General features: G+C 70.6%; 16 protein-coding genes. 7 read left to right on the top strand and 9 right to left on the bottom strand.

Annotated elements, in window-relative coordinates; translation table 11 throughout:
- Positions 1–60: 60 nt before the first annotated feature.
- From MFF26_RS05815 to pabB, 3 genes are read right to left on the bottom strand one after another with little or no spacing between them, the layout of a single operon-like run.
- Positions 61–918, bottom strand: coding sequence for an aminotransferase class IV (locus MFF26_RS05815; protein WP_137828266.1), 858 nt, complete (start codon positions 916–918; stop codon positions 61–63).
- Positions 905–1531, bottom strand: coding sequence for an anthranilate synthase component II (locus MFF26_RS05810; RefSeq protein ID WP_137828265.1), 627 nt, complete (start codon positions 1529–1531; stop codon positions 905–907). The genes MFF26_RS05815 and MFF26_RS05810 overlap by 14 nt, the downstream gene beginning before the upstream one ends.
- Entirely contained in the window at positions 1528–2913 is a 1386-nt protein-coding gene (gene pabB, locus MFF26_RS05805) for an aminodeoxychorismate synthase component I (protein WP_137828264.1), read from the bottom strand. Before pabB ends, MFF26_RS05810 begins: the two co-directional genes overlap by 4 nt.
- 458 nt (positions 2914–3371) lie before the next feature.
- Here pabB and rimO point away from each other — a divergent pair, with 458 nt between their 5' ends.
- From rimO to MFF26_RS05790, 3 genes are all read left to right on the top strand, one after another.
- Positions 3372–4718, top strand: a complete 1347-nt coding sequence (rimO, locus tag MFF26_RS05800) for a 30S ribosomal protein S12 methylthiotransferase RimO (RefSeq protein ID WP_238307738.1) — start codon at positions 3372–3374, stop codon at positions 4716–4718.
- A gap of 118 nt (positions 4719–4836) precedes the next feature.
- A complete protein-coding gene (locus MFF26_RS05795; RefSeq protein WP_137828262.1) occupies positions 4837–5022 on the top strand; it encodes a hypothetical protein in 186 nt (61 codons plus the stop codon).
- A 12-nt stretch (positions 5023–5034) separates the two neighbouring features.
- On the top strand, positions 5035–5445 hold the full coding sequence (locus MFF26_RS05790) for a DoxX family protein (protein ID WP_137828261.1): 411 nt from the start codon (positions 5035–5037) through the stop codon (positions 5443–5445).
- A 498-nt stretch (positions 5446–5943) separates the two neighbouring features.
- Here MFF26_RS05790 and MFF26_RS05785 read toward each other — a convergent pair whose 3' ends face one another.
- From MFF26_RS05785 to MFF26_RS05775, 3 genes are all read right to left on the bottom strand, one after another.
- Positions 5944–7212: a GGDEF domain-containing protein gene (locus MFF26_RS05785; RefSeq protein WP_238307737.1), complete on the bottom strand. Its 1269-nt coding sequence runs from the start codon at positions 7210–7212 to the stop codon at positions 5944–5946.
- Between the two features lie 164 nt (positions 7213–7376).
- Complete coding sequence (gene hspQ, locus MFF26_RS05780; RefSeq protein ID WP_373324369.1) at positions 7377–7751, bottom strand: heat shock protein HspQ; 375 nt, start codon at positions 7749–7751, stop codon at positions 7377–7379.
- A gap of 24 nt (positions 7752–7775) precedes the next feature.
- Positions 7776–8825, bottom strand: coding sequence for an HpcH/HpaI aldolase/citrate lyase family protein (locus MFF26_RS05775; protein ID WP_137828260.1), 1050 nt, complete (start codon positions 8823–8825; stop codon positions 7776–7778).
- A 534-nt stretch (positions 8826–9359) separates the two neighbouring features.
- On the opposite strand from MFF26_RS05775, the gene MFF26_RS05770 reads away from it, so the two are divergent.
- Positions 9360–10652: a patatin-like phospholipase family protein gene (locus MFF26_RS05770; RefSeq protein ID WP_238307736.1), complete on the top strand. Its 1293-nt coding sequence runs from the start codon at positions 9360–9362 to the stop codon at positions 10650–10652.
- A gap of 248 nt (positions 10653–10900) precedes the next feature.
- On the opposite strand, the gene MFF26_RS05765 is transcribed toward MFF26_RS05770, so the two are convergent.
- On the bottom strand, positions 10901–11515 hold the full coding sequence (locus tag MFF26_RS05765) for a winged helix-turn-helix domain-containing protein (RefSeq protein ID WP_238307735.1): 615 nt from the start codon (positions 11513–11515) through the stop codon (positions 10901–10903).
- Positions 11516–11879: 364 nt separating this feature from the next.
- Positions 11880–12965: a replication protein RepA gene (locus MFF26_RS05760; RefSeq protein ID WP_137831837.1), complete on the bottom strand. Its 1086-nt coding sequence runs from the start codon at positions 12963–12965 to the stop codon at positions 11880–11882.
- Between the two features lie 798 nt (positions 12966–13763).
- Here MFF26_RS05760 and mazG point away from each other — a divergent pair.
- On the top strand, positions 13764–14585 hold the full coding sequence (mazG, locus tag MFF26_RS05755) for a nucleoside triphosphate pyrophosphohydrolase (protein ID WP_238307734.1): 822 nt from the start codon (positions 13764–13766) through the stop codon (positions 14583–14585).
- A 145-nt stretch (positions 14586–14730) separates the two neighbouring features.
- Here the strand turns inward: mazG and MFF26_RS05750 are convergent, their stop codons facing one another.
- A complete protein-coding gene (locus MFF26_RS05750; RefSeq protein ID WP_137830907.1) occupies positions 14731–14913 on the bottom strand; it encodes a hypothetical protein in 183 nt (60 codons plus the stop codon).
- 225 nt (positions 14914–15138) lie between these two features.
- Between MFF26_RS05750 and MFF26_RS05745 the strand changes: the two genes are divergently transcribed.
- Together MFF26_RS05745 and MFF26_RS05740 are read left to right on the top strand one after the other, a co-directional pair.
- Positions 15139–16341 carry an efflux RND transporter periplasmic adaptor subunit gene (locus MFF26_RS05745; RefSeq protein ID WP_238307733.1) on the top strand — a complete coding sequence of 401 codons (1203 nt, stop codon included), beginning with the start codon at positions 15139–15141 and terminating at the stop codon, positions 16339–16341.
- An 11-nt stretch (positions 16342–16352) separates the two neighbouring features.
- Positions 16353–19493 carry an efflux RND transporter permease subunit gene (locus MFF26_RS05740; RefSeq protein WP_137830909.1) on the top strand — a complete coding sequence of 1047 codons (3141 nt, stop codon included), beginning with the start codon at positions 16353–16355 and terminating at the stop codon, positions 19491–19493.
- Positions 19494–19592 lie beyond the last annotated feature (99 nt).

The following is a 19592-nucleotide window of genomic DNA, read 5'->3' as shown; positions in this document are numbered from 1 at the left end:
GGACGCATGGAATGGGAGGATCACGGCGTCCCGCGATCCTGTGATCCCGTCATCCTCGGATCAGGGGGTCACGGCATCCGGCGCGACGCCGCACGAGGCCGCCACCGCCGCGCGCAACCCGTCCGACAACCGCCGCACGGTCGCGTGTCCGGCGCTGTCGTAGGTCGTCGTGCCGATGGCCGCGACGGGGGCGATCAGGCGCAGGGAGTTAGTGACGAACACGGCCTCCGCCCGCTCCAGTTCGGAGGGAAGGAGCGGGCGCTCCTCGACGGCGAGGCCGAGGCCCGGCGCGATCCTCGACAGAATCTCGGCCCGGACGATGCCCGGCAGCACGCCCTCCTCCGCGGGCGGCGTCACGAGCGCGTCCCCGATCCATGCGAAGAGATTGCCGGTCCCGGCGCAGGCCACGCGCCCCCGCGTGTTGCGGAACAACGCTTCGTCGAACCCGGCGGCGGCGGCGGCGCGGGCGGCGAGCACCGCGTCGAGATAGCCGAGTGTCTTGAGGCGGGCGGCGGGCGAGGTCTCGTTGCGGGCGATCGCCGTCGGCAGGAGCCGCAGGGGCGCGAAGAACAGGCCGGGCCGCGCCGGGGCGGCGCTCGCGAACAGGAACGGCGCGGGCTCCGCGGGAGGGGCGAGGCCGCGGGGGCCGGAGCCGCGGGTCAGCGTGGTGCGGATCGCCGCGAGCGGCAGGCCCTCGGCGAGGGCACGCATCGCCGCGCGGATCCGTTCCGGGTCGGCGGGATAGCCGAGCGTCGCGGCGGCGGCGACGAGGCGGTCGATATGGGCGGTCTCGAAGGCGATCCGGCCCTGCACCGCCAGCGCCGTGTCGAACACGCCGTCGCCGAGCAGGAGCCCGCGGTCGCCCATGTCGAAGGGGAGGGTGCCGCCCTCGACGAGGCGCCCGTCACACCACAGCATCGGCCACCCTGGTGCGCGGCCGGCCCTGCCCCGCCCGCCACGCGCGGGCGCCGTTCAGGAAATTGGCGAACAGCGCGTGGCCGTTCTCGGTCAGCACCGATTCCGGATGGAACTGGATGCCCCAGGTCGGGTGCGCCCGATGCGACAGGGCCATCACCTCGCCCTCCGACGAGACGGCATCGACGGACAGCTGCCGCTCCATCTCCGGGGTCGGCGTCACGATCAGCGAATGATAGCGCCCGACCTGCATCGGCTGCGGCAGGCCCGCGAACAGGCCCTCCCCGCCGTGCCGGATCGGCGTGGCCTGCCCGTGGAGCGGGCGCCCGGCCCGCTCGACCCGTCCGCCGAAGGCCGCGCCGATCGCCTGATGGCCGAGGCACACGCCGAGGATCGGCACTTCGCCGGACAATTCGCGGATCGCCGGCAGGCTGACCCCGGCCTCCGCCGGGGTACAGGGTCCCGGCGAGATCACCACGGCCTCGGGGGCGCGGGCGCGGATGCCCGAGACGTCGAGGGCGTCGTTGCGCACGACGTCGACCGTCTCGCCGAGCTCCTCGAAGTAGCGCACGACGTTGAAGACGAAGGAATCGTAATTGTCGACGACGAGGATCACGGGGCCTCCTCGAACGCGGCGAAGACCCGGGCGGCCTTGGTCAGCGTCTCCTCGTATTCGGGACCGGGTTCGGACAGGAGCGTCACGCCGCCGCCGGCCTGGAGCACGGCCTGGGCATCGTCCATGAACACGGTGCGGATCGCGATCGACGTGTCGAGCGACCCGTCGAAGCCGAGGGCCCCGATCGCCCCGCAATAGAGCTCCCGCGCGTCGCCCTCGATCTCGGTGATGATGTCCATGGCCCTGAGCTTCGGCGCGCCGGTGATCGAGCCGCCGGGAAAGGTCTTCTGGATGAGGTCGAGGGCGTCGGCCTCCTCGCGGAGCGTGCCGGTGACCACCGAGACGAGATGGTGGATGCCGGCATAGGATTCCAGCCCGCACAGGACCGGCACCCGCACGCTTCCGGCCTCGCAGACCCGCGACAGGTCGTTGCGCAGCAGGTCGACGATCATGATGTTCTCGGCCCGCTCCTTCGGATTGGCCTGGAGCGCGGCGGCGACCTCGGCGTCGCGGGCGGGATCGGGATCGCGCCGCACCGTACCCTTGATCGGCCGCGTCTCGACCGCGCGCCCCTGCAGCTTCAGGAAGCGCTCCGGCGAGGAGGACGCGACCGTCAGACCGTCGACATCGAGATAGGCCCCGAAGGTGGCGGGGTTGGTCGCGCGCAGGCGGCGGTAAAAGGCGAAGGGATCGAAGCCGGGCGGCAGGTCGGCGACGAAGCGCTGGGCGATGTTGGCCTGATAGATGTCGCCCGCGCGGATGTAATTCTTGACGGTTTCGACAGCCTTTTCATAGGCTTCTCGCGATAGGTTCGTGCGCCATGCGAGCTTGGGCGCAGCCCTGTCGGGCGCTGTCTCGGCGGGCTCGGCCAGCAGGGCGGCGAAGGCGTCGAGCCGCTTTTCCGCGCGGGCGCGCCGGGCCCCGGGGTCGGTCTCCGGGAAACCCGTGGCGATCAGGAGGCAGGTGCCGCTGCCGTGATCCACCGCGAGCAGCGTGTCGTAGAGGTTGAAGGCGATGTCGTCGGTCAGCCCGGCCCGGCGGGCGGGCGGGACGACCCGCTCCAGGCTCGCGCCGAGATCGTAGGCGAAATAGCCGATCGCAGCGCCGGGAAAGGCCGGCAGGTCCGGCTGGGGGGCGAGCCGGTAGGGCGCGAGGCAGGCCCGCAGGGCCTCGAGCGGCGCGCCCGGCACGGCCTGCCCGTCGAGGGTGGCGCGGCCCTCGCGGAAACGGAAGCGGCCGAACGGGTCGGCGGCCAGCACCGAGACGCGGCCGAGCGTGTCGTGGTGCATGGCACTGTCGAGGAAGGCGAGTCCGGGCAGCCGGGCGAGGCGGGCAGCCGCCGCGACCGGGTCGAGGAAGGGAATCGCGCGGGTCCAGACCATCGTCTTCTAGGGTGTCATGCCAAAGATGGCGCCTCGGATCGCGCCTCGGCGTGCGTCGCGACGGCGCCGTCCCCACCCAAGGGCGTCCGACGGCGTGCCGTCAATCGCCTCGCATGTTCCGGGCCTGCGGGAGAGGTATGCGCCCCGCCTCACCGACGGCCAACGTCTTGGATGAAGAAATCGTCACAAGCTCATATCATTGCTTGTCAATACCGATTCACGAAGTGAAGTGGACGGCCCGGATGGCTCCGGCGTAGTGCCGCGATCACGGTGAGGGGCGTCCGCTGCGTCATTGCGAGGCGGCACCGACAGAACGGCGGGGGAACCGCGGCGGCCTCCCGCATCCCGTACGGCTCCGCTCGCAACTGCGCCCCAATGCGGCTATATCGGCGCCCTCACCGCCATTTTCGCGACATGCCCGGGCCCTCCCAGCGAGGCGCCGCCCACGACGAGCCGTCATGACCGCCACCGCCTCCCCCTCGGACACCAAGGGCGCCGCCGCGCCGCGGATCTCGTTCGTGTCGCTGGGCTGCCCCAAGGCCTTGGTCGATTCCGAGCGCATCCTCACCCATCTGCGCGCCGAGGGCTACGAGCTGTCGCGCCGCCACGACGGGGCGGACGTCGTCATCGTCAACACCTGCGGCTTCCTCGATTCGGCCAAGGCGGAGTCGCTCCACGCGATCGGCGAGGCCATGGCCGAGAACGGCCGGGTGATCGTGACGGGCTGCATGGGCGCGCAGCCGGAGGAGATCCGCGAAAAGTACCCGAACCTGCTCGCGGTTACCGGTCCGCAGGCCTACGAATCGGTGGTGGCGGCCGTCCACGAGGCGGTGCCGCCGGCCCACGACCCGTTCCTCGACCTGATCCCGCCGCAGGGCGTCAAGCTGACGCCGCGCCACTACGCCTATCTGAAGATCTCGGAGGGCTGCAACAATCGCTGCAGCTTCTGCATCATCCCGTCGCTGCGCGGCGATCTCGTCAGCCGCCCCGCGGCGGACGTGCTGCGCGAGGCCGAGAAGCTGGTCAAAGCCGGCGTGAAGGAACTCCTGGTCGTCTCGCAGGACACCTCGGCCTACGGGCTCGACACCCGCTACGCTACGAGCCGCTGGCAGGACCGCGAGGTGCGGGCCCGCTTCTACGACCTCGCCAAGGAACTCGGGGAGCTCGGGGCCTGGGTGCGGCTGCACTACGTCTACCCCTACCCGCATGTCGACGAGGTCATCCCGCTGATGGCCGAGGGCAAGGTCCTCCCGTATCTCGACATGCCGCTCCAGCACGCGAGCCCCTCGGTGCTCAAACGGATGCGCCGGCCGGGCAACCAAGAGCGCCAGTTGGAGCGCATCCGGCGCTGGCGCGAGACCTGCCCGGACCTCGCCATCCGCTCGACCTTCATCGTCGGCTTCCCCGGGGAGACCGACGAGGAGTTCGAGGAACTCTTGGAGTGGATCAAGGAGGCCCGGCTCGAGCGGGTCGGCTGCTTCGAGTACGAGCCGGTGAAGGGCGCGACCGCCAACGATCTCGGCGCGGCCGTGCCGCCGGAGGTCAAGGCCGAGCGCAAGCGCCGCTTCATGGCCGCCCAGGAAACGGTCTCGCTCCGGCTCCAGCGGGCGAAGGTCGGCAAGCGCATCCCCGTCATCATTGACGAGACCGGCCCGACCGTGGCGCGCGGGCGCTCGAAATCCGACGCGCCGGAGATCGACGGCACGGTCCACGTCGCCTCCCGTCGTCCGGTGCGGCCGGGCGACATCGTCACCGTGAAGATCGAGCGCGCCGAGGCCCACGACCTGCACGGCATCGTGGTCTGACGCATCGGTCCGGAGAGATCCCGGATTGCCGGGCCGGTCCCTTCCGGGGCGGGCGCAGCGAACCGCCTTTGGCCGAGACGCGTTCTCCGACTGGACCAACAACCGGACGGGGACGCGCATGGCCGACGAGCAGCGGGACCAGACCAACGAGGCCGCGGTCTCGCCCAAGGATCCGGTGACGGGCCGCATCACATCCCAGCCGGGGCCGATGGAGCGCGCCGGGACCGAGGCCGAAGAGGCCGCCCGCGGGTCATCGCCCGCGGGGGAGACGCCCGAGCCCCCGAAGCCCGACCGCTCCGCCTGATCCCGCCCGGCCATGACCGACGGGGACGACCGCCGCCTGCTGCGCTACGGCCTGATCGGCCTCTACGGATTCATCGGCGCGGTGCATCTCGTCGCCACCGACCAGTTCCTGCCGATCATGCCGGACTGGGTCCCGCAGCCGCGCCTCGTGGTGATCGGCACAGGCCTGTGCGAGATCGCGGCGGCGTTGGCGCTCATGACGCGCCGGCTGCGGCGGGCGGCGGGGATCGGCCTCGCGCTCTACGCGGTCTGCGTGTTCCCGGCCAACATCAAGCACGCGGTCGAGGGCATCTCCGTGCCGCCGATCCCGGACACATGGTGGTACCACGGACCCCGCTTGGCCTTTCAACCGGTCATGGTGTGGTGGGCGCTCTACGCGAGCCGGGTGATCGACTGGCCGTTCCGGGATCGCCGGATCCGGTGATCCCTTCATCCCAGGATCCGCGCATCACCGGATCCCGTCCGGCCACAGCTTGCAACGCCTTGACCGCTCGCTCACTCTGACCAGCAGAGCCGATCGGCGAGGCATGAAAACTCGTCATCGCCACGGTTTATTGAGCATAATTCCAAATATGAGCAGGTCTTTTCCTGAGGAAAATCCGTTTTGGGCGGTGCGCGGGGCGTAAAGGGCGCTGGCGATCGAGGTGTGACGCCGTCTAGCCTTGGCTCATGCCGAAGCGCCGCGACCCGAGCCGGACCAGACCAACGCGGGACGGGGAGGACGAGCCGCCCCGCCCGGAGCAATCGGCCGTCGAGCGCGCCATCGAGCGGATCGTGGAACGGTTGAAGCCGAAGGCGCCGCGCCCGCCGCGGAAGGGCAGCTGACGCCGCGCACCGGCTCCCACCTTTCGGGCCGATGCTCTAGGTTATTGTGACGCATCGGCTTTTCCGAAAGCCGGCTCCCACCTTTCGGGCCGATGCTCTAGGCCCTCTCGCAGGTCCGGGGCAGGGGCCCGGACGCCTCGCGCGGCTCCGACCGGCGTCCCGCCTGAGGGACGATCCCTCTCGATAGGTCGTCGGGCGCGAGCGGTCCGAAGTCGCGCGGGCAGAGCCGGTCGCGGCCCCGGCTTTTGGCCTCGTAGAGGGCAGCGTCGGCGCAGGCCACGAGGGCGGCGAGGCCGGACGCCCGCGCGAGCGCGCCCGTTGCGAACAGGGCGGCACCGATGCTGACACTCGCCCGCACCGGACAATCCGGCATCGCGGCGCCCCTGGCGGCGAAGCGGGCACGGACCGCATCCCCGAGATCCTGCACGTCCCTCGGCGCGACGTCGGGGACGAGGATGGCGAACTCGTCCCCACCGAGCCGGCCCAGCACCGCCGCCCGGGGCAGGGTCTCACTCAGCACCCCCGTCAGCGCGACGAGGAGGCGGTCGCCGACGAGATGGCCGAAGCCGTCATTGACGCCCTTGAAGCGGTCGATGTCGAGGAGCAGCAGGGCGCCCGGCCGCGTCCCGGCCCCGCGCAGGGCGGCATCCGCCCGACTCTCGAAGGCCCGGCGGTTGAAGGCCCCGCTGAGGGGATCGCGCTCGGCGAGCGCCGCCATCTCCTCCTCCCGACGCCGCCGGGCCGAGGCCGCCATCAGCAGGGCGAGGAGCACCACCACCAGAACGCCCTCGAACAGGGAGATCTGGATCATCACGCCCTTGAAGCCGACGAGGCTGACGAAGGCGCCGGGCACGAGGGCAAGCCCCGCCTTCAGCACGTAGAAGCCGCCATGGACGAGGAAGACCGCGCCCAGCGCATCCGACGCGCTCGTCCGGTCGGGGAAGGCCTGGGCCCGCGACAGGAGGCGGTGCGCGGTGGCGAGCGAGGCGGTCGCCACGAGCCCCGCATTGGCGACGGCGAAGGCCGGCGTGCGGTCGATGGTTTCGGGCAGGAGCAGCAGGGTGCCCCAGGGCAGGAGCAGGGCCCAGGGCAGCGGCCCGGTCCGCCGCCCCGCGAAGCGCGTCGCGCCGGCGAGGAACAGGAGGTGGGCGCAGACGAGAAGTCCGTTGGCGAACCAGACCCCGAGGAGGAACGAGGTCGAGCGCAGGGGCGAAATCGAGCAGCCGAGGACGATGGTGGCGAAGCCCGCACTCCAGAACAGCAAGGCGGGGTTGCGCAGCGCGCGCCATTCCACGGCCAGGAACACCGCGGCGACCGCCGCGATGCCCAGCGTCATGAACAGCATGGTGAGCGCATCGATCGGCATCGGGCTCTTCAGGCAACGGTGATATCCCGCGCTCGCCTAGCGGGGAACGTTTGAAAAACCGTTCCCCGGCCCGCCCGAAGACAGTACCGGCATGCCCGGACAGCCGGATTCACCGCCGGACGCGCGTCACCCTGCTGGATTCGGGGGTGGAATTCGGTCGCCGCTCAGTTGGCGTGGCCGAGCCGCATCCGGTAGCCGCCATCGGCGTCGCGCTCGAACACCTCGGGGATGCCGGCATGGCGCAGCGCCTCGCCGGAGGTGTCGGGCACGAGGTTCTGCTCGGAGACGTAGGCGACGTACTCGCTGTCGGCGTTCTCGGCGAGCAGGTGGTAGAACGGCTGGTCCTTGCGCGGCCGGACATCCTCCGGAATCGCGAGCCACCATTCCTCGGTGTTGGCGAATTCCGGATCGACGTCGAACACCACGCCCCGGAACGGGTAGATCCGATGCCGGACCACCGCACCGAGGCCGAATTTCGCGGTTCTCATGCTGGTCTGGGTCATGACCGACAGATAGGCCTCGCGCCCGCTTCCTGCCATCGCGAAGCCGATTCTCCGCGACGATCAGGGCAGATTGTAGACCTTGGCCAAGTCCGGGTCCTTGTCGGCGACGAGGCGGGCGAGGTCGACGATGACCTTGGCCTGCTTCCAGGTGGCATCGTCCTGCATCTTGCCGTCGATCATCACCGCGCCGGTCCCGTCGGGCATGGCTTCGACGATGCGGGAGGCGAAGTTCACCTCGTCCGGATCGGGGGCGAACACGGTCTTGGCGAGCGCCACCTGGCTCGGATGCAGCGTCCAGGCGCCGGCGCAGCCCATCAGGAAGGCGTTGCGGAACTGGACCTCGCAGGCCGCCGAATCCGAGAAATCGCCGAACGGGCCGTAGAACGCCTTGATGCCGTTGGCCATGCAGGCATCGACCATCCGGGCGATGGTGTAGTGCCACAGATCCTGCTGGGCGGAGGCGCGCTCGGCGTCACCCTTCGGGTCGGACAGCACCTTGTAGTCCGGATGCCCGCCGCCGACGCGGGTGGTCTTCATGCCGCGCGAGGCCGCGAGGTCGGCGGGCCCGAGGCTCATGCCGTGCATGCGCGGGGAGGCGCAGGCGATGGCGTCGACATTGGCGACGCCTTCCGCCGTCTCGAGGATGGCGTGGACGAGGATCGGCTTCTTGACGCCGTGGCGCGCCTCGAGCTGGGCGAGCAGCTGATCGATGTAGTGGATGTCCCAGGGGCCCTCGACCTTCGGCACCATCACCACGTCGAGCTTGTCGCCGACTTCGGCGACGAGGGTGAACAGATCGTCGAGGATCCAGGGGGAGTTGAGCGCATTGATGCGCGTCCACAGGCCGGTGCCGGAGGCCGCGAAATCGGTGGCCTTGGCCATCTCGACGAAGCCTTTGCGCGCCGCCTCCTTCTGATCGGCCGGGACCGCGTCCTCCAGGTTGCCGAGCACCACGTCGACGGTCTTGGCGAGCTCCGGCACGCGGGCGCGGACCTTGTCGTTGTGCGGCGGCACGAAGTGGATCATCCGCTCGAGCTTGATCGGCAATTCCCGGAACGGCTCGGGCGCACCCGCGGCGAGCGGCTGGAAGAAGCGGCGGGGCAGTTTCATCGGATGTCTTCGCTCCGGATTTGGCGTCTGGAGAACCGGTTAGAGCACCCCGCCCCCCGCCGTAAAGCCGGGCTTTCGGCGGAGGCCGACGGCCGGCCGCACCGTCCAGGCCCGGTAGCCACGCCGAGGATGGACCCGCCGGATCCAATCATCTCGCGGACAACCCTGCACCGAATGCATTCGAGCATTGCGCAAATTCCCGTTCGCGAAGATCATCGGTTAAAGAGCCAAAGGTTTCGCCAAGGATTCGGGTGTGATTTCGCACTGCGCCCGCGCCCGGATCGACGCAGATTCGGGTGGGTTGCTTGCCCGGCGAAACAAGACGGCTCGGAACGGTCGGGGCCGAGCCGTGTTTTCCGGCCGAGGCGGGCGAGTGCATTCACGAAACTTCTACCGGTCCGACGGGCCGGGGAGGGGCATCCGGTGATCGGGCGTCGCGTGGGTCCACTCAGATCGAACACCGTCGAGGGACGTGCGTCGATGCCGGAACGGATTTCACACTTTAGATCGCGGGGATGGCCCGCCGCCCGGCGGATGCGCCGGGGGCTCGCCCTCACCCTGCTCGGCACCGCCATGGCGGTGGGACCGGTGCAGGGCGTCGGCCCGCACGGATTCGCCGCGTCCCTCTTCGGTTCACCGGCCATCGCGGGCGAGCGGCCGTCGGCCAAGAAGATGATCGAGCGCCATCCCGAGAAACAGGCCGAGAAACAGGCGGAGAAGCCGCCCGAGGAGCGGCTGGATTACACCGCCGCCGAGGCCGCGAAGGCCCGGCCCGAGGGGCTGCCGGCCTCCGTGCGCATCCCGGGCGACGACGCGGCGGCCTTCTCGGCGCTGATCGAGGCGGCCGACAGGGCCTCCGATCCCTGGCTCGTGCTGTCGGGGGGCGGGGAGAACGGCGCCTTCGCGGCGGGCCTGCTGGCCGGCTGGAGCGAGCGCGGCGACCGTCCGGATTTCGGCGTCATCACCGGCGTCTCCACCGGCGCATTGATCGCTCCCTTCGCCTTCGTCGGGCCCCAGGCCGACGAGGCCCTCAAGCAGAACTACACCGAGATCTCGGCGGCCGACGTGTTCGAGTTCGGCGGGACGCGGGATTCGCTCACCGATACGTGGCCGCTCAAGGAGCGGATCGAGCGCTCGGTGACGCCCGCGCTGCTCAAAGCGGTGGCGGCCGAGCATGCCAAGGGCCGACGCCTGCTGATCGCCACCACCCAGGTCGACAGCGAGCGGCCGACCCTGTGGGACATGGGCGCGATCGCGACGCTGAACGCCAACGGCGATCCCCGCGCCCTCAAGCTGTTCCGCGAGATCGTGCTGGCCTCGACCGCCGTGCCCGGCGTGTTCCCGCCGGTGCTGATCCCGGCGCGCAGCGGGGACAAGACCTTCGAGGAGATGCACGACGACGGCGGCGCCATGGGGCCGTTCTTCCTCGCCCCCGCCGCGGCGGTGGCGGGCGAGACGCGGCTGATCCTGCCGACCTCGCGGGTCTATCTCGTGGTCAACAACCGGCTGGAGCCGGACTTCCAGATGGCGGGCCGCTCGGTGCTCTCGGTGCTCGGCCGCACCATGTCCGCGGCGATCAAGGCGCAGACCCGCGCGGCCCTGGCGCTGACCCGCTCCTACGCCCAGCGCACCGGCCTCGACCTCCAGGTGGCCCTGATCGACCCGCGCTTCACCCAGACCTCGGAGCGCCCGTTCGACCGGCCCTACATGCAGGCCCTGTTCGCCCACGGACGGGCGCTCGGCCGCGACGGCACCGCCTTCGCGGACAGCGCCCACCGGGACGGGGGCCACGCCGAGGGGGCGTTGGGGGCCGTCGCCGGGCGGTGATGCGATGGGGGAGGGGGTTCGCCACCAAGACCCGCCCTGCCCTTCGTCCTCATCCTCGGGGGCGCAGCCGAAGGCGGAAGCCTCGCAAAGAGAGTTTTGGCCCGGCACGCCCTGTCCGGCGCCCTCCTCTGCGACCGCTCAGGACGAGGGCGTGAGGGGGACGTCACCGGATCGCTCGGCGAGGCGGCGGGCGACGACCGATCCGTGTCGCCACCGCATCGACATCCTCGACATCGCCGGAGCGCGCCTCACCCCTCCTCCGCCTCGCCCGGAGCGTAGACGGCCTCGCCCAGGCGGCGGAGCGGGCCGCCGGGGCCGGAGCGCTTCCAGAGCCGCGTGTTGAGCGCCGCCACCGGGTCGGCGCCCGGAAGCGCGAAATCCCGCTCGGCGAGCCGCGCCCAGATCTCGCTCGCATGGAGCGGGCGCCCGGCCTCCTCCAGAATGGCCAGCGCCGCCTCGATCAGCGCCCGGCCGTAGCGGCGTGCCTGCACCGTCTCCGACAGGCCGGGCTCACCCTCCATCCGCATGACCGGCGCGTCCACCGGGACCGGAGGCGGGGAGGGCGGTGGAGAGGCGAACGCAGCCGGGGCTCGCGGCGCGGGCGGAGGGGCGGGGGCTCGGACCGGCTCCGCGGGCGGACGGACCGGGGCGGGACCATGCCTGTCCTTGCTCCGATCCCCGTCCGAATGCCGATCCAAATTCCTGTCCGTGCCCGTGTCCGTGTCCCCCTGCCCCGCCGGCCCGGCGAGGCGGCGGCCGAGTTCGAGGTAGAGCACGAGGTCGGCGATCTCCCGCTCGAGGGCATCGCGGCGGCGGCGCAGATCCGCCAGCCGCGCCTCGGCCTGCGCTTCCGAGAGCCCCATGTTCCGAATACTCCAACTGCGCCCGGGAAGAACAGGTTGGGAAGATAGCGGATCGCGGAGAGAATGGAATAGCCGATCGTCATGAGTCGGAATGGAATATGCGGAAATTTCGTTCCGTACCTTCCTGTTCCGTAGGAGCCGATGGATGACACAAGGCGGCCTTGTTCCGACCGCTGTATTCCCATTTAATCGGAACGCATTACTTTCGGAACTATCGGAATTATATGGAATATAGCGACAGGGAATATAAGCTGCCCCATGCCACCGGACCGTCACGCTGACCGCCCGGTCCGCGGCAAGGGAAGACGCACGGGCGGCATATTCCGCCGCACATGCCCGATTCCGAGATGAGGAAGAGACCGGTTCAGGCGCGCGCGGTCTTGGCCGGCCGGGCGGCCTTCGGCGGCACCAGCAGGCTGCCGGGCTCCGCCGGGTAGAGCAGCAGGCCGCCCTCGTCGAGATCGATGCGCAGCTTCGGAAACACCTCCAGCAGGCCGGCGAGGTCCGCCTTGAAGGCTTGGCGGAAGCTGCGCAGGCTGGCGTTCTCGGCGCCGAACTGGCGGTGCAGGTTCTCCCAGGTAAGCCGCAGGGGGCGCTGCAGGGCGCGCAGGCGGTAGCCGGTCCAGAACAGCAGATCGAGCTTGCGCGCCGAGCCGGAGAAGGCGCGGGCCGCGCGGATATCGACGGGCAGGGCGTGCCGGATCAGGCTGTCGTAGAAATCCTGGTGGAACGAGACGGTCTTCTGCCAGACCAGGCCGTCCTCGCCGCGCCGCCACAGCTCCAGGGCGCGGAAAGGGGGCACGTTGAGGGTCGAGGCCTGGCCCTCCCCGTCCCACAGGCCGATCTGCATCGAGCAGGCGGCGAGGCGGTTGAGCTGTTCCTTGAAGGCGCCGATCGTGCCGCGCTCGCCGCCGGTGACGGCGAAGCCCATGGCCTTCATGAAGCCGGACAGGCTGTCGGCGACCTCGACGGTCGGGCTGCGCTGACGCACCGCCTCGGTGCAGAGATGCAGCAGCACGAGGCGCGCCTTGGGGCCGTAGGGCAAGCCCTGCGGCTCCATCTCGCCGGTGATCGGGTTCTTGAGGCGCCCGGCGGTGAGGCTCAGGGAATTGCGGCCGTATTCCCGCACGAATTCCCGGGTCGCGCCGGGATCGCGATAGGGCAGGCCGCAGAGCGCCAGGACCGAGTGCAGGTGCTGGAGGTTCTCCGGCGCCGTCGGCTCGTTCTCGATGACCTCGCGCACGGCCTCGCGGCGGCGCCGGTCGCGGCCCATGGCCTCGCGCCGCTCGGCCTGGGCCCCGGCCGCTTCCCGCTCCGCGTCGCGCTCCCGCTGGCGGTAGAGCAGGTGCTCGACGATCGGCGCGAACAGGAAGCCGCCCCGGGCCGCCTCCAGCTCGGCGCGCAGATCCGCGTCACGGATCCGATCGATCTTGGCCTCGAGCCCGGACATGACCGGCGCCTAACGCTCGGCCGCCGGAACGGGGCAGGGAGGGAAATACACGCTCACGGGGTCCTCGGGCATCCGCCACGGCTTCGAGCCTCGAATCGAGCTCCTGCCGCCAACCGATCTGTCGCGATTCGGCTCCGCGGAGTCCCAGGGGGTCCGCGAGTTTTCCCGGCAATTCACGCATCCCCGGCCCGGTCTGCACAGGCCTATCGGGGCAGAGGCCCGGAAGGCGCCCGGAGACATCGCGACGCGACCGCCCCGCCCCCGCGCAGAGTCCGATACGGGCCGGAATCACCCTGCGCAGAGTTCGATACGCCCCGGACCGGGGCCTTGTCCCCACGATCCACCGGCGGGCGCCGCGATCCACGCCGAATCCCGTGCGGCCCCGCGCAGAATCCGATGCATCGGCCCGCCGGATCCGCGCAGAATCCGATGCGGGACCGCGCAGAGTTCGATGCGCGGATGCGCAGAGTTGGATGCGCGAATGGGTCCTAAGCCATGGTCGAGAAAGAGGTTTTTCGCGTCCCTTATAACTTGCCGAACTGACTCTCGAAGAATCCCTTACTGATACCTTTCCTAAGGGGGCTGAGGCATCGTTCGTCAAAAAGAACAGATTTCGAATCCTCATTTTCAAAAGGAATACAAGGAATTTTGCACAGGTCGGATCGGGATTCGGCCCGGGTTGTCCCCGCCGGGCGCATCGCCGCCGGCTCGGTCGAAAGCTGCCGTCCGAGCGCTGGAACGGCTATGAGCCGGGGGCGGGTACGGCCGGGGGCGCGGCGGATGGCGGGGAAAACGGAGATGAACGAGGCGGCGATCGACCGGCTGCGGACGCTGATGGCGCGCTTGCGCGATCCCGACCGGGGCTGCGCCTGGGACTTGGCGCAAACGCCCGAGAGCATCGTCCCCTACACGATCGAGGAGGCCTACGAGGTAGCCGACGCGGTCGATCGGAAGGATGCGGACGACCTGCGCGACGAGCTCGGCGACCTTCTGCTCCAAGTCGTGTTCCAGTCCCGGATCGCCCAGGAAGCGGGCGCCTTCGATTTCGACGACGTCGCCGAGGCGATCTGCGCCAAGCTGATCCGCCGCCATCCGCACGTCTTCGACGCCACCGGCGCGTTCCTGCCACCGGGACAGCGGCCGGACGATCCGGCGGCGATCAAGGCGGCCTGGGGCGTGATCAAGGCGCAGGAGCGGGCCGCGAAGGCGGCAGCGGGGCGCGGCGCACCGGAACCCGGCCCCCTCGCCGGCGTGCCCCTCGCGCTGCCGGCTCTGGCCCGGGCCGACGCGATCTCGCGCCGGGCGGCGGCCACCGGCTTCGACTGGCCGGATGCGGGCCAAGTGCTCGGCAAGGTGCGCGAGGAGGTGGACGAGGTCGAGGAGAGCCTGGCGGCCGGCGACCCGGAGGCGGTGTTCAAGGAGATCGGCGACCTGCTGTTCTCGGTCGCCAACCTCGCCCGGCACGCGGGGGTCGATCCGGAGGAGGCCCTGCGGCGGGGCACGCTCAAGTTCGAGCGGCGCTTCACCGCCATGGCGGCCCGCCTCGATGCGGGCCTCGAGGGCAGCGACCTCGCTGCCATGGAGACCGCCTGGCAGGCGGTCAAGCGCACGGAATCATGAGGGCCACCGAGGCAAGAATGCTCCGGTGAGCCTCATGATTGCGGTTGCGAAAGGACGAGTCCTTTCGCGGGTCCAGGGCAGAGCCCTGGTCGGCGAAGCCGTCTTTCGGCCCCACCGGGGCCTGAGGCCTTCGGATCCCCGAACCTCAGGAGATCAGGTCGAGCTTCGACGTCTCGAAGCCGGCGCTGCGCAGGCCGTCGGGCAGGGCGGCGTAATCGGCGTAGCCGGCCTCGCGGGCCATGGCGTCGAGGGCGGCGCGCTCGTCGTCGGCGCTGCCGGTCCAGAGGACGGTGCCGCTGATCTTCTGGCGAATCTGGAAGATGCTCATGCCGAGAACCTCATCGAGAACGGGGCGGCGGTTCGCCCGGTCCTTCCCGCGAGCCATCGCTCCGGGCGGCACGGCGAATCCTGTCATGGGACAACCCGCAGGGCCGGGCACGGTTGCAGTACATGCAGGGGTCGAACGGGTGCGACCTTCCACCGCGCCACGAAATCGCCCGCGATCGGGACAAGGTGGGCGCGTATTGCCGACCCATTATTGAAGTGACGTTTCATGCCTGCCCGCCTCCTCGTCCTGCCGGTCGCGGCTCTGCTGAGCCTCGCTCCCGGCGGCGCCCGCGCCGCCGAGGAGGCGCCCGCCGCCGCCGTCCCGGATCCGGCCGCACTTCTTCCCGCCGTGAGCGTGGTGCCGGCCGAGCGGCGCGAGCTCGTCGAGCGGGCGATCGTCACCGGTACCCTGGTGCCCCGGGACGAGATCCTGGTCGCCCCCGAGGTCGAGGGCCTGCGCATCGTCGAACTCGCCGTGGAGGAGGGCGACCGGGTCGCGAAGGGCGCGGTGCTGGCGCGCCTCTCGCGGGAGATGATCGAGACGCAGGAGGCCGCCAATGAAGCGGCGAGCGCCAAGGCCGAGGCCGCGATCCTCCAGGCGCGGAGCCAGATCGTCCAGGCCGAGGCGGTGCAGACCGAGGCGCGTCAGGCGCTGGAGCGGGCGCGGGCGCTGGTCCAGACCGGCAACGCCACCGCGGTCACCCTGGAACAGCGCGTCTCGGCCTCCGACGGGGCCAATGGGCGGCTCGCCGCCGCGCAGGCGGGGCTCGCGCTGGCTCAGGCCGATCTCGCCGCCGCGCAGGCGCAGGGGCGCGAGATCGCGCTCCGGCGTGCCCGCACCGAGATCCGCGCGCCCGAATCCGGCATCGTCAGCCGCCGCACGGCCCGCATCGGCGCCACCGCGAGCGCCGTCGGCGAGCCGCTGTTCCGCCTGATCGCCCGCGGTGAGATCGAGCTCGAAGGGGAGGTGCCCGAGACGGCCCTGCCCCGGCTCCATCCCGGCGCTCCGGCGCGCCTGGAACTGGAGGACGGGCGCGCCATCCCCGGTGCGGTGCGCCGGGTCTATCCGGAGGTCGACCGCGCGACGCGGCTCGGCAAGGTCCGCATCCGCCTGGAGCCGGACGCGGCTCTGCATATCGGCGCCTTCGCCCGCGGCCGGGTCGAGGTGGCCCGGCGCTCCGGCGTCACGGTGCCGCTCGCCGCCGTGCTCTACGCCGCCGACGGTACGGCCACCGTGCTCGTCGTGACGGAGGGGCGCGTCGCGGCCCGGCGGGTCGAGACCGGGCTCTCGGCGGAAGGCTTCACCGAGATCCGATCCGGCATCGCCCCTGGGGACGCGGTGGTGGCGCGGGCCGGCTCGTTCCTGCGCGACGGCGACGGGGTGCGGCCGATCCTGCCGACGGCGCGGTCCGCCGCCGCGCCGCGCTGAGGGGGGAGCCGATGCGCCTCAACGTCTCCGCCTGGGCGATCCGCAAGCCGATCCCGTCGCTCGTCCTGTTCCTCGTGCTGATCGTGCTCGGCCTCGTCAGCTTCCGCAGCCTGCCGATCACCCGGTTTCCCAATATCGACATCCCGATCGTCACGGTCGTGATCACGCAATCGGGCGCCGCGCCGTCGGAGCTTCAGACCCAGGTGACCAAGTGGGTCGAGGATTCGGTGTCGGGGGTGAGGGGCGTCAAGCACATCCTCTCGACGATCTCGGAGGGTTCCTCGGTCACCACCATCGAGTTCCGCCTGGAGACCAACCACGACCGCGCCGTCAACGACGTGAAGGACGCGATCTCGAAGATCCGGATCAACCTGCCGCGGACCATCGACGAGCCGGTCATCACCCGCATCGAGGTCGCCGGCCTGCCGATCATGATCTACGGGGCGTCGGCGCCCGCCATGACCCCGGAAGACCTGTCGTGGTTCGTCGAGGACAAGGTCGCCCGCACGCTCCAGGGGGTGAAGGGCGTCGCCAGCGTCGAGCGGCTCGGCGGCGTCGCCCGCGAGATCCGGGTGACGCTGAAGCCCGACCGGCTGCTCGCGCTCGGCATCACGGCGGCGGACGTGAACCGGCAATTGCGCCTGACCTCCGCCGACATGGCGGGCGGGCGCGGGGAGCTCGCGGGCTCCGAGCAATCGATCCGGACATTGGGCGGGTCGGCGAGCCTGGAGACGCTCGGGGCGACCTCCATCGTCGTGCCGGGCGGGCGCAAGGTGCGGCTCGACGAACTCGCGACGCTCATGGATTCGGCGGAGGAGCCGCGCACCTTCGCCCGCTTCAACGGCGAGCCGGTGGTCGGCTTCGCGATCTCCCGCGGCCGGGGGGCGAGCGATGCCGAGGTCGCGGTCGGGGTCGCCCAGCGCATCGAGGAGCTGCACGCCGCCCATCCGGGCGTGCGCTTCGACCTGATCGACACCAGCGTCGTCAACACCATCGGCAATTACCACGCGGCGATGACGAGCCTGCTCGAAGGGGCGGTCCTCGCCGTGATCGTGGTGTTCCTGTTCCTGCGGGACTGGCGCGCCACCCTGATCGCGGCCATCGCCCTGCCGCTCTCGATGCTGCCGACCTTCTGGGCGATGAGCGTCCTCGGCTTCTCGCTCAACGCGGTCAGCCTGCTCGCCATCACCCTGGTGACCGGCATCCTCGTGGACGACGCCATCGTCGAGATCGAGAACATCGTCCGCCACATGCGGATGGGCAAATCGCCCTACCGGGCGGCGCTGGAAGCCGCCGACGAGATCGGGCTCGCGGTGATCGCCATCACGGCGACCATCATCGCGATCTTCACCCCCGTCTCCTTCATGCCGGGGATCGCCGGGCAGTTCTTCAAGCAGTTCGGCCTCACCATCGCGGCGGCGGTGTTCGCCTCGCTCCTGGTGGCCCGGCTGATCACGCCGCTGCTCGCCGCCTATTTCCTGCGCGACCACGGTCCCGACGATGAGCGCGAGGGGCCGGTGATGCGGCTCTACGGCCGGGTCGTGGCCTGGTCGGTGCGCCACAAATACGTGACGCTGGTCCTCGGCCTCGCCTGCTTTGCCGGATCGATCGCCTCGACGCGGCTCCTGCCCGCGGGCTTCCTGCCGGCGGAGGACATGGCCCGCAGCATGTTCGTGGTGGAGCTGCCCCCCGGCGCCCGGCTCGACGACACCGAGCGCGTCAGCGACGGCATCGTCGCGGCGATCCGGGCGATGCCCGAGGTCCGATCCGTCTTCGTCGATGGCGGGCGGCAATTGCCGACTCGGAGGGAGGTGCGCCTCGCGAGCCTCATCGTGAACCTCACGCCGAAGAACACCCGCCGGCTGACCCAGAAGCAGATCGACCGGAAGATCTCCGACATCCTCCGCCAGGTGCCGGACATCCGCTTCTGGTCGCAGCAGGACGGGGGCGACCGCGAGTTCGCCCTGATCGTCGCGGGGCCCGACAAGGAGGTGGTGACCGAGGTCGCCGCCCGGCTCCAGCGCGAGGCCGCGGGCGTTCCCCACCTCGTCAACGTGATGTCGACGGCCCCCCTCGACCGCACCGAGATCCGCATCACCCCGAAGCCCGCGGTGGCGGCCGATCTCGGCGTCTCGACCGACCTCATCGCCGAGACCGTGCGGGTCGGCACGATCGGCGACATCGCCGCCAACCTCGCCAAGTTCAACGCCAAGGACCGCCAGATCCCGATCCGGGTGATGCTGCCGGAGACTTTGCGCGGACAATTGCCCGAGATCGAGGCCCTCAAGGTGCCGGTGAAGGCGGGCGCCGCGGTTCCGCTCGCGGCGGTGGCCGATCTCAAGCTCGGGCGTGGCCCCTCCGGCATCGAGCGCTACGACCGCACGATTCGGGTCGCCGTCGAGGGCGATCTCCAGGGCTCGGACGCGCTCGGCACCATCGTCGATCAGGTGCTGGCGCTGCCCGCCGCGACCCAACTGCCCGAGGGCGTCACCATCAAGCAGGCGGGTGATGCCGAGGTGATGGGCGAGGTGTTCGAGGGCTTCGCCCTCGCCATGGGCGCCGGGCTGATGATGGTGTTCGGCGTCCTCATCCTGCTGTTCGGCAATTTTCTCCAGCCGCTCACCATCCTGTTCTCGCTGCCGCTCTCCATCGGCGGCGCCATCCTCGGCCTCCTGATCTTCAAGATGCCGATCTCGATGCCGGTGGTCATCGGCATCCTGATGCTGATGGGCGTGGTGACCAAGAACGCGATCATGCTGGTCGATTTCGCCGTGGAGGAGACGGCGCGCGGCGTGGATCGCGTCACGGCGATCGTGGAGGCCGGCCGCAAGCGGGCGCGGCCCATCGTGATGACCACCATCGCCATGGCGGCCGGCATGGTGCCCTCGGCCATGGCCTTCGGCATCGGCGGCGAGTTCCGCGCGCCGATGGCGGTGGCGGTGATCGGTGGACTGATCGTCTCGACCCTGCTCTCGCTGGTCTTCGTGCCGGCGATCTACCTCCTCGTCGACGACCTCTCGCGCCTGTTCGTACGCCTGTTCGGCCGCTTCGTCGGCGCCACCGACGAGCCGGGACCGGAGGAGGTGCCCTATCGCCCGGGCGCGCCGGCCAACGCGCCGGGATCCTATGAACGGCCGGCCGCCGCCGAGTAGGCGAGGGGGACCGGCCGCGCACAACGACAGGGTGCCGCCGGCACGACCGGCGGGCTCGCGCGATCCGTCGCGGCATCGTCCCGGAAGCATTCCCGCGTT

Source organism: Methylorubrum suomiense (assembly GCF_022179765.1).
Taxonomy (GTDB): Bacteria; Pseudomonadota; Alphaproteobacteria; order Rhizobiales; family Beijerinckiaceae; genus Methylobacterium; species Methylobacterium suomiense.
This window is presented reverse-complemented; position numbering and strand designations above follow the sequence as displayed.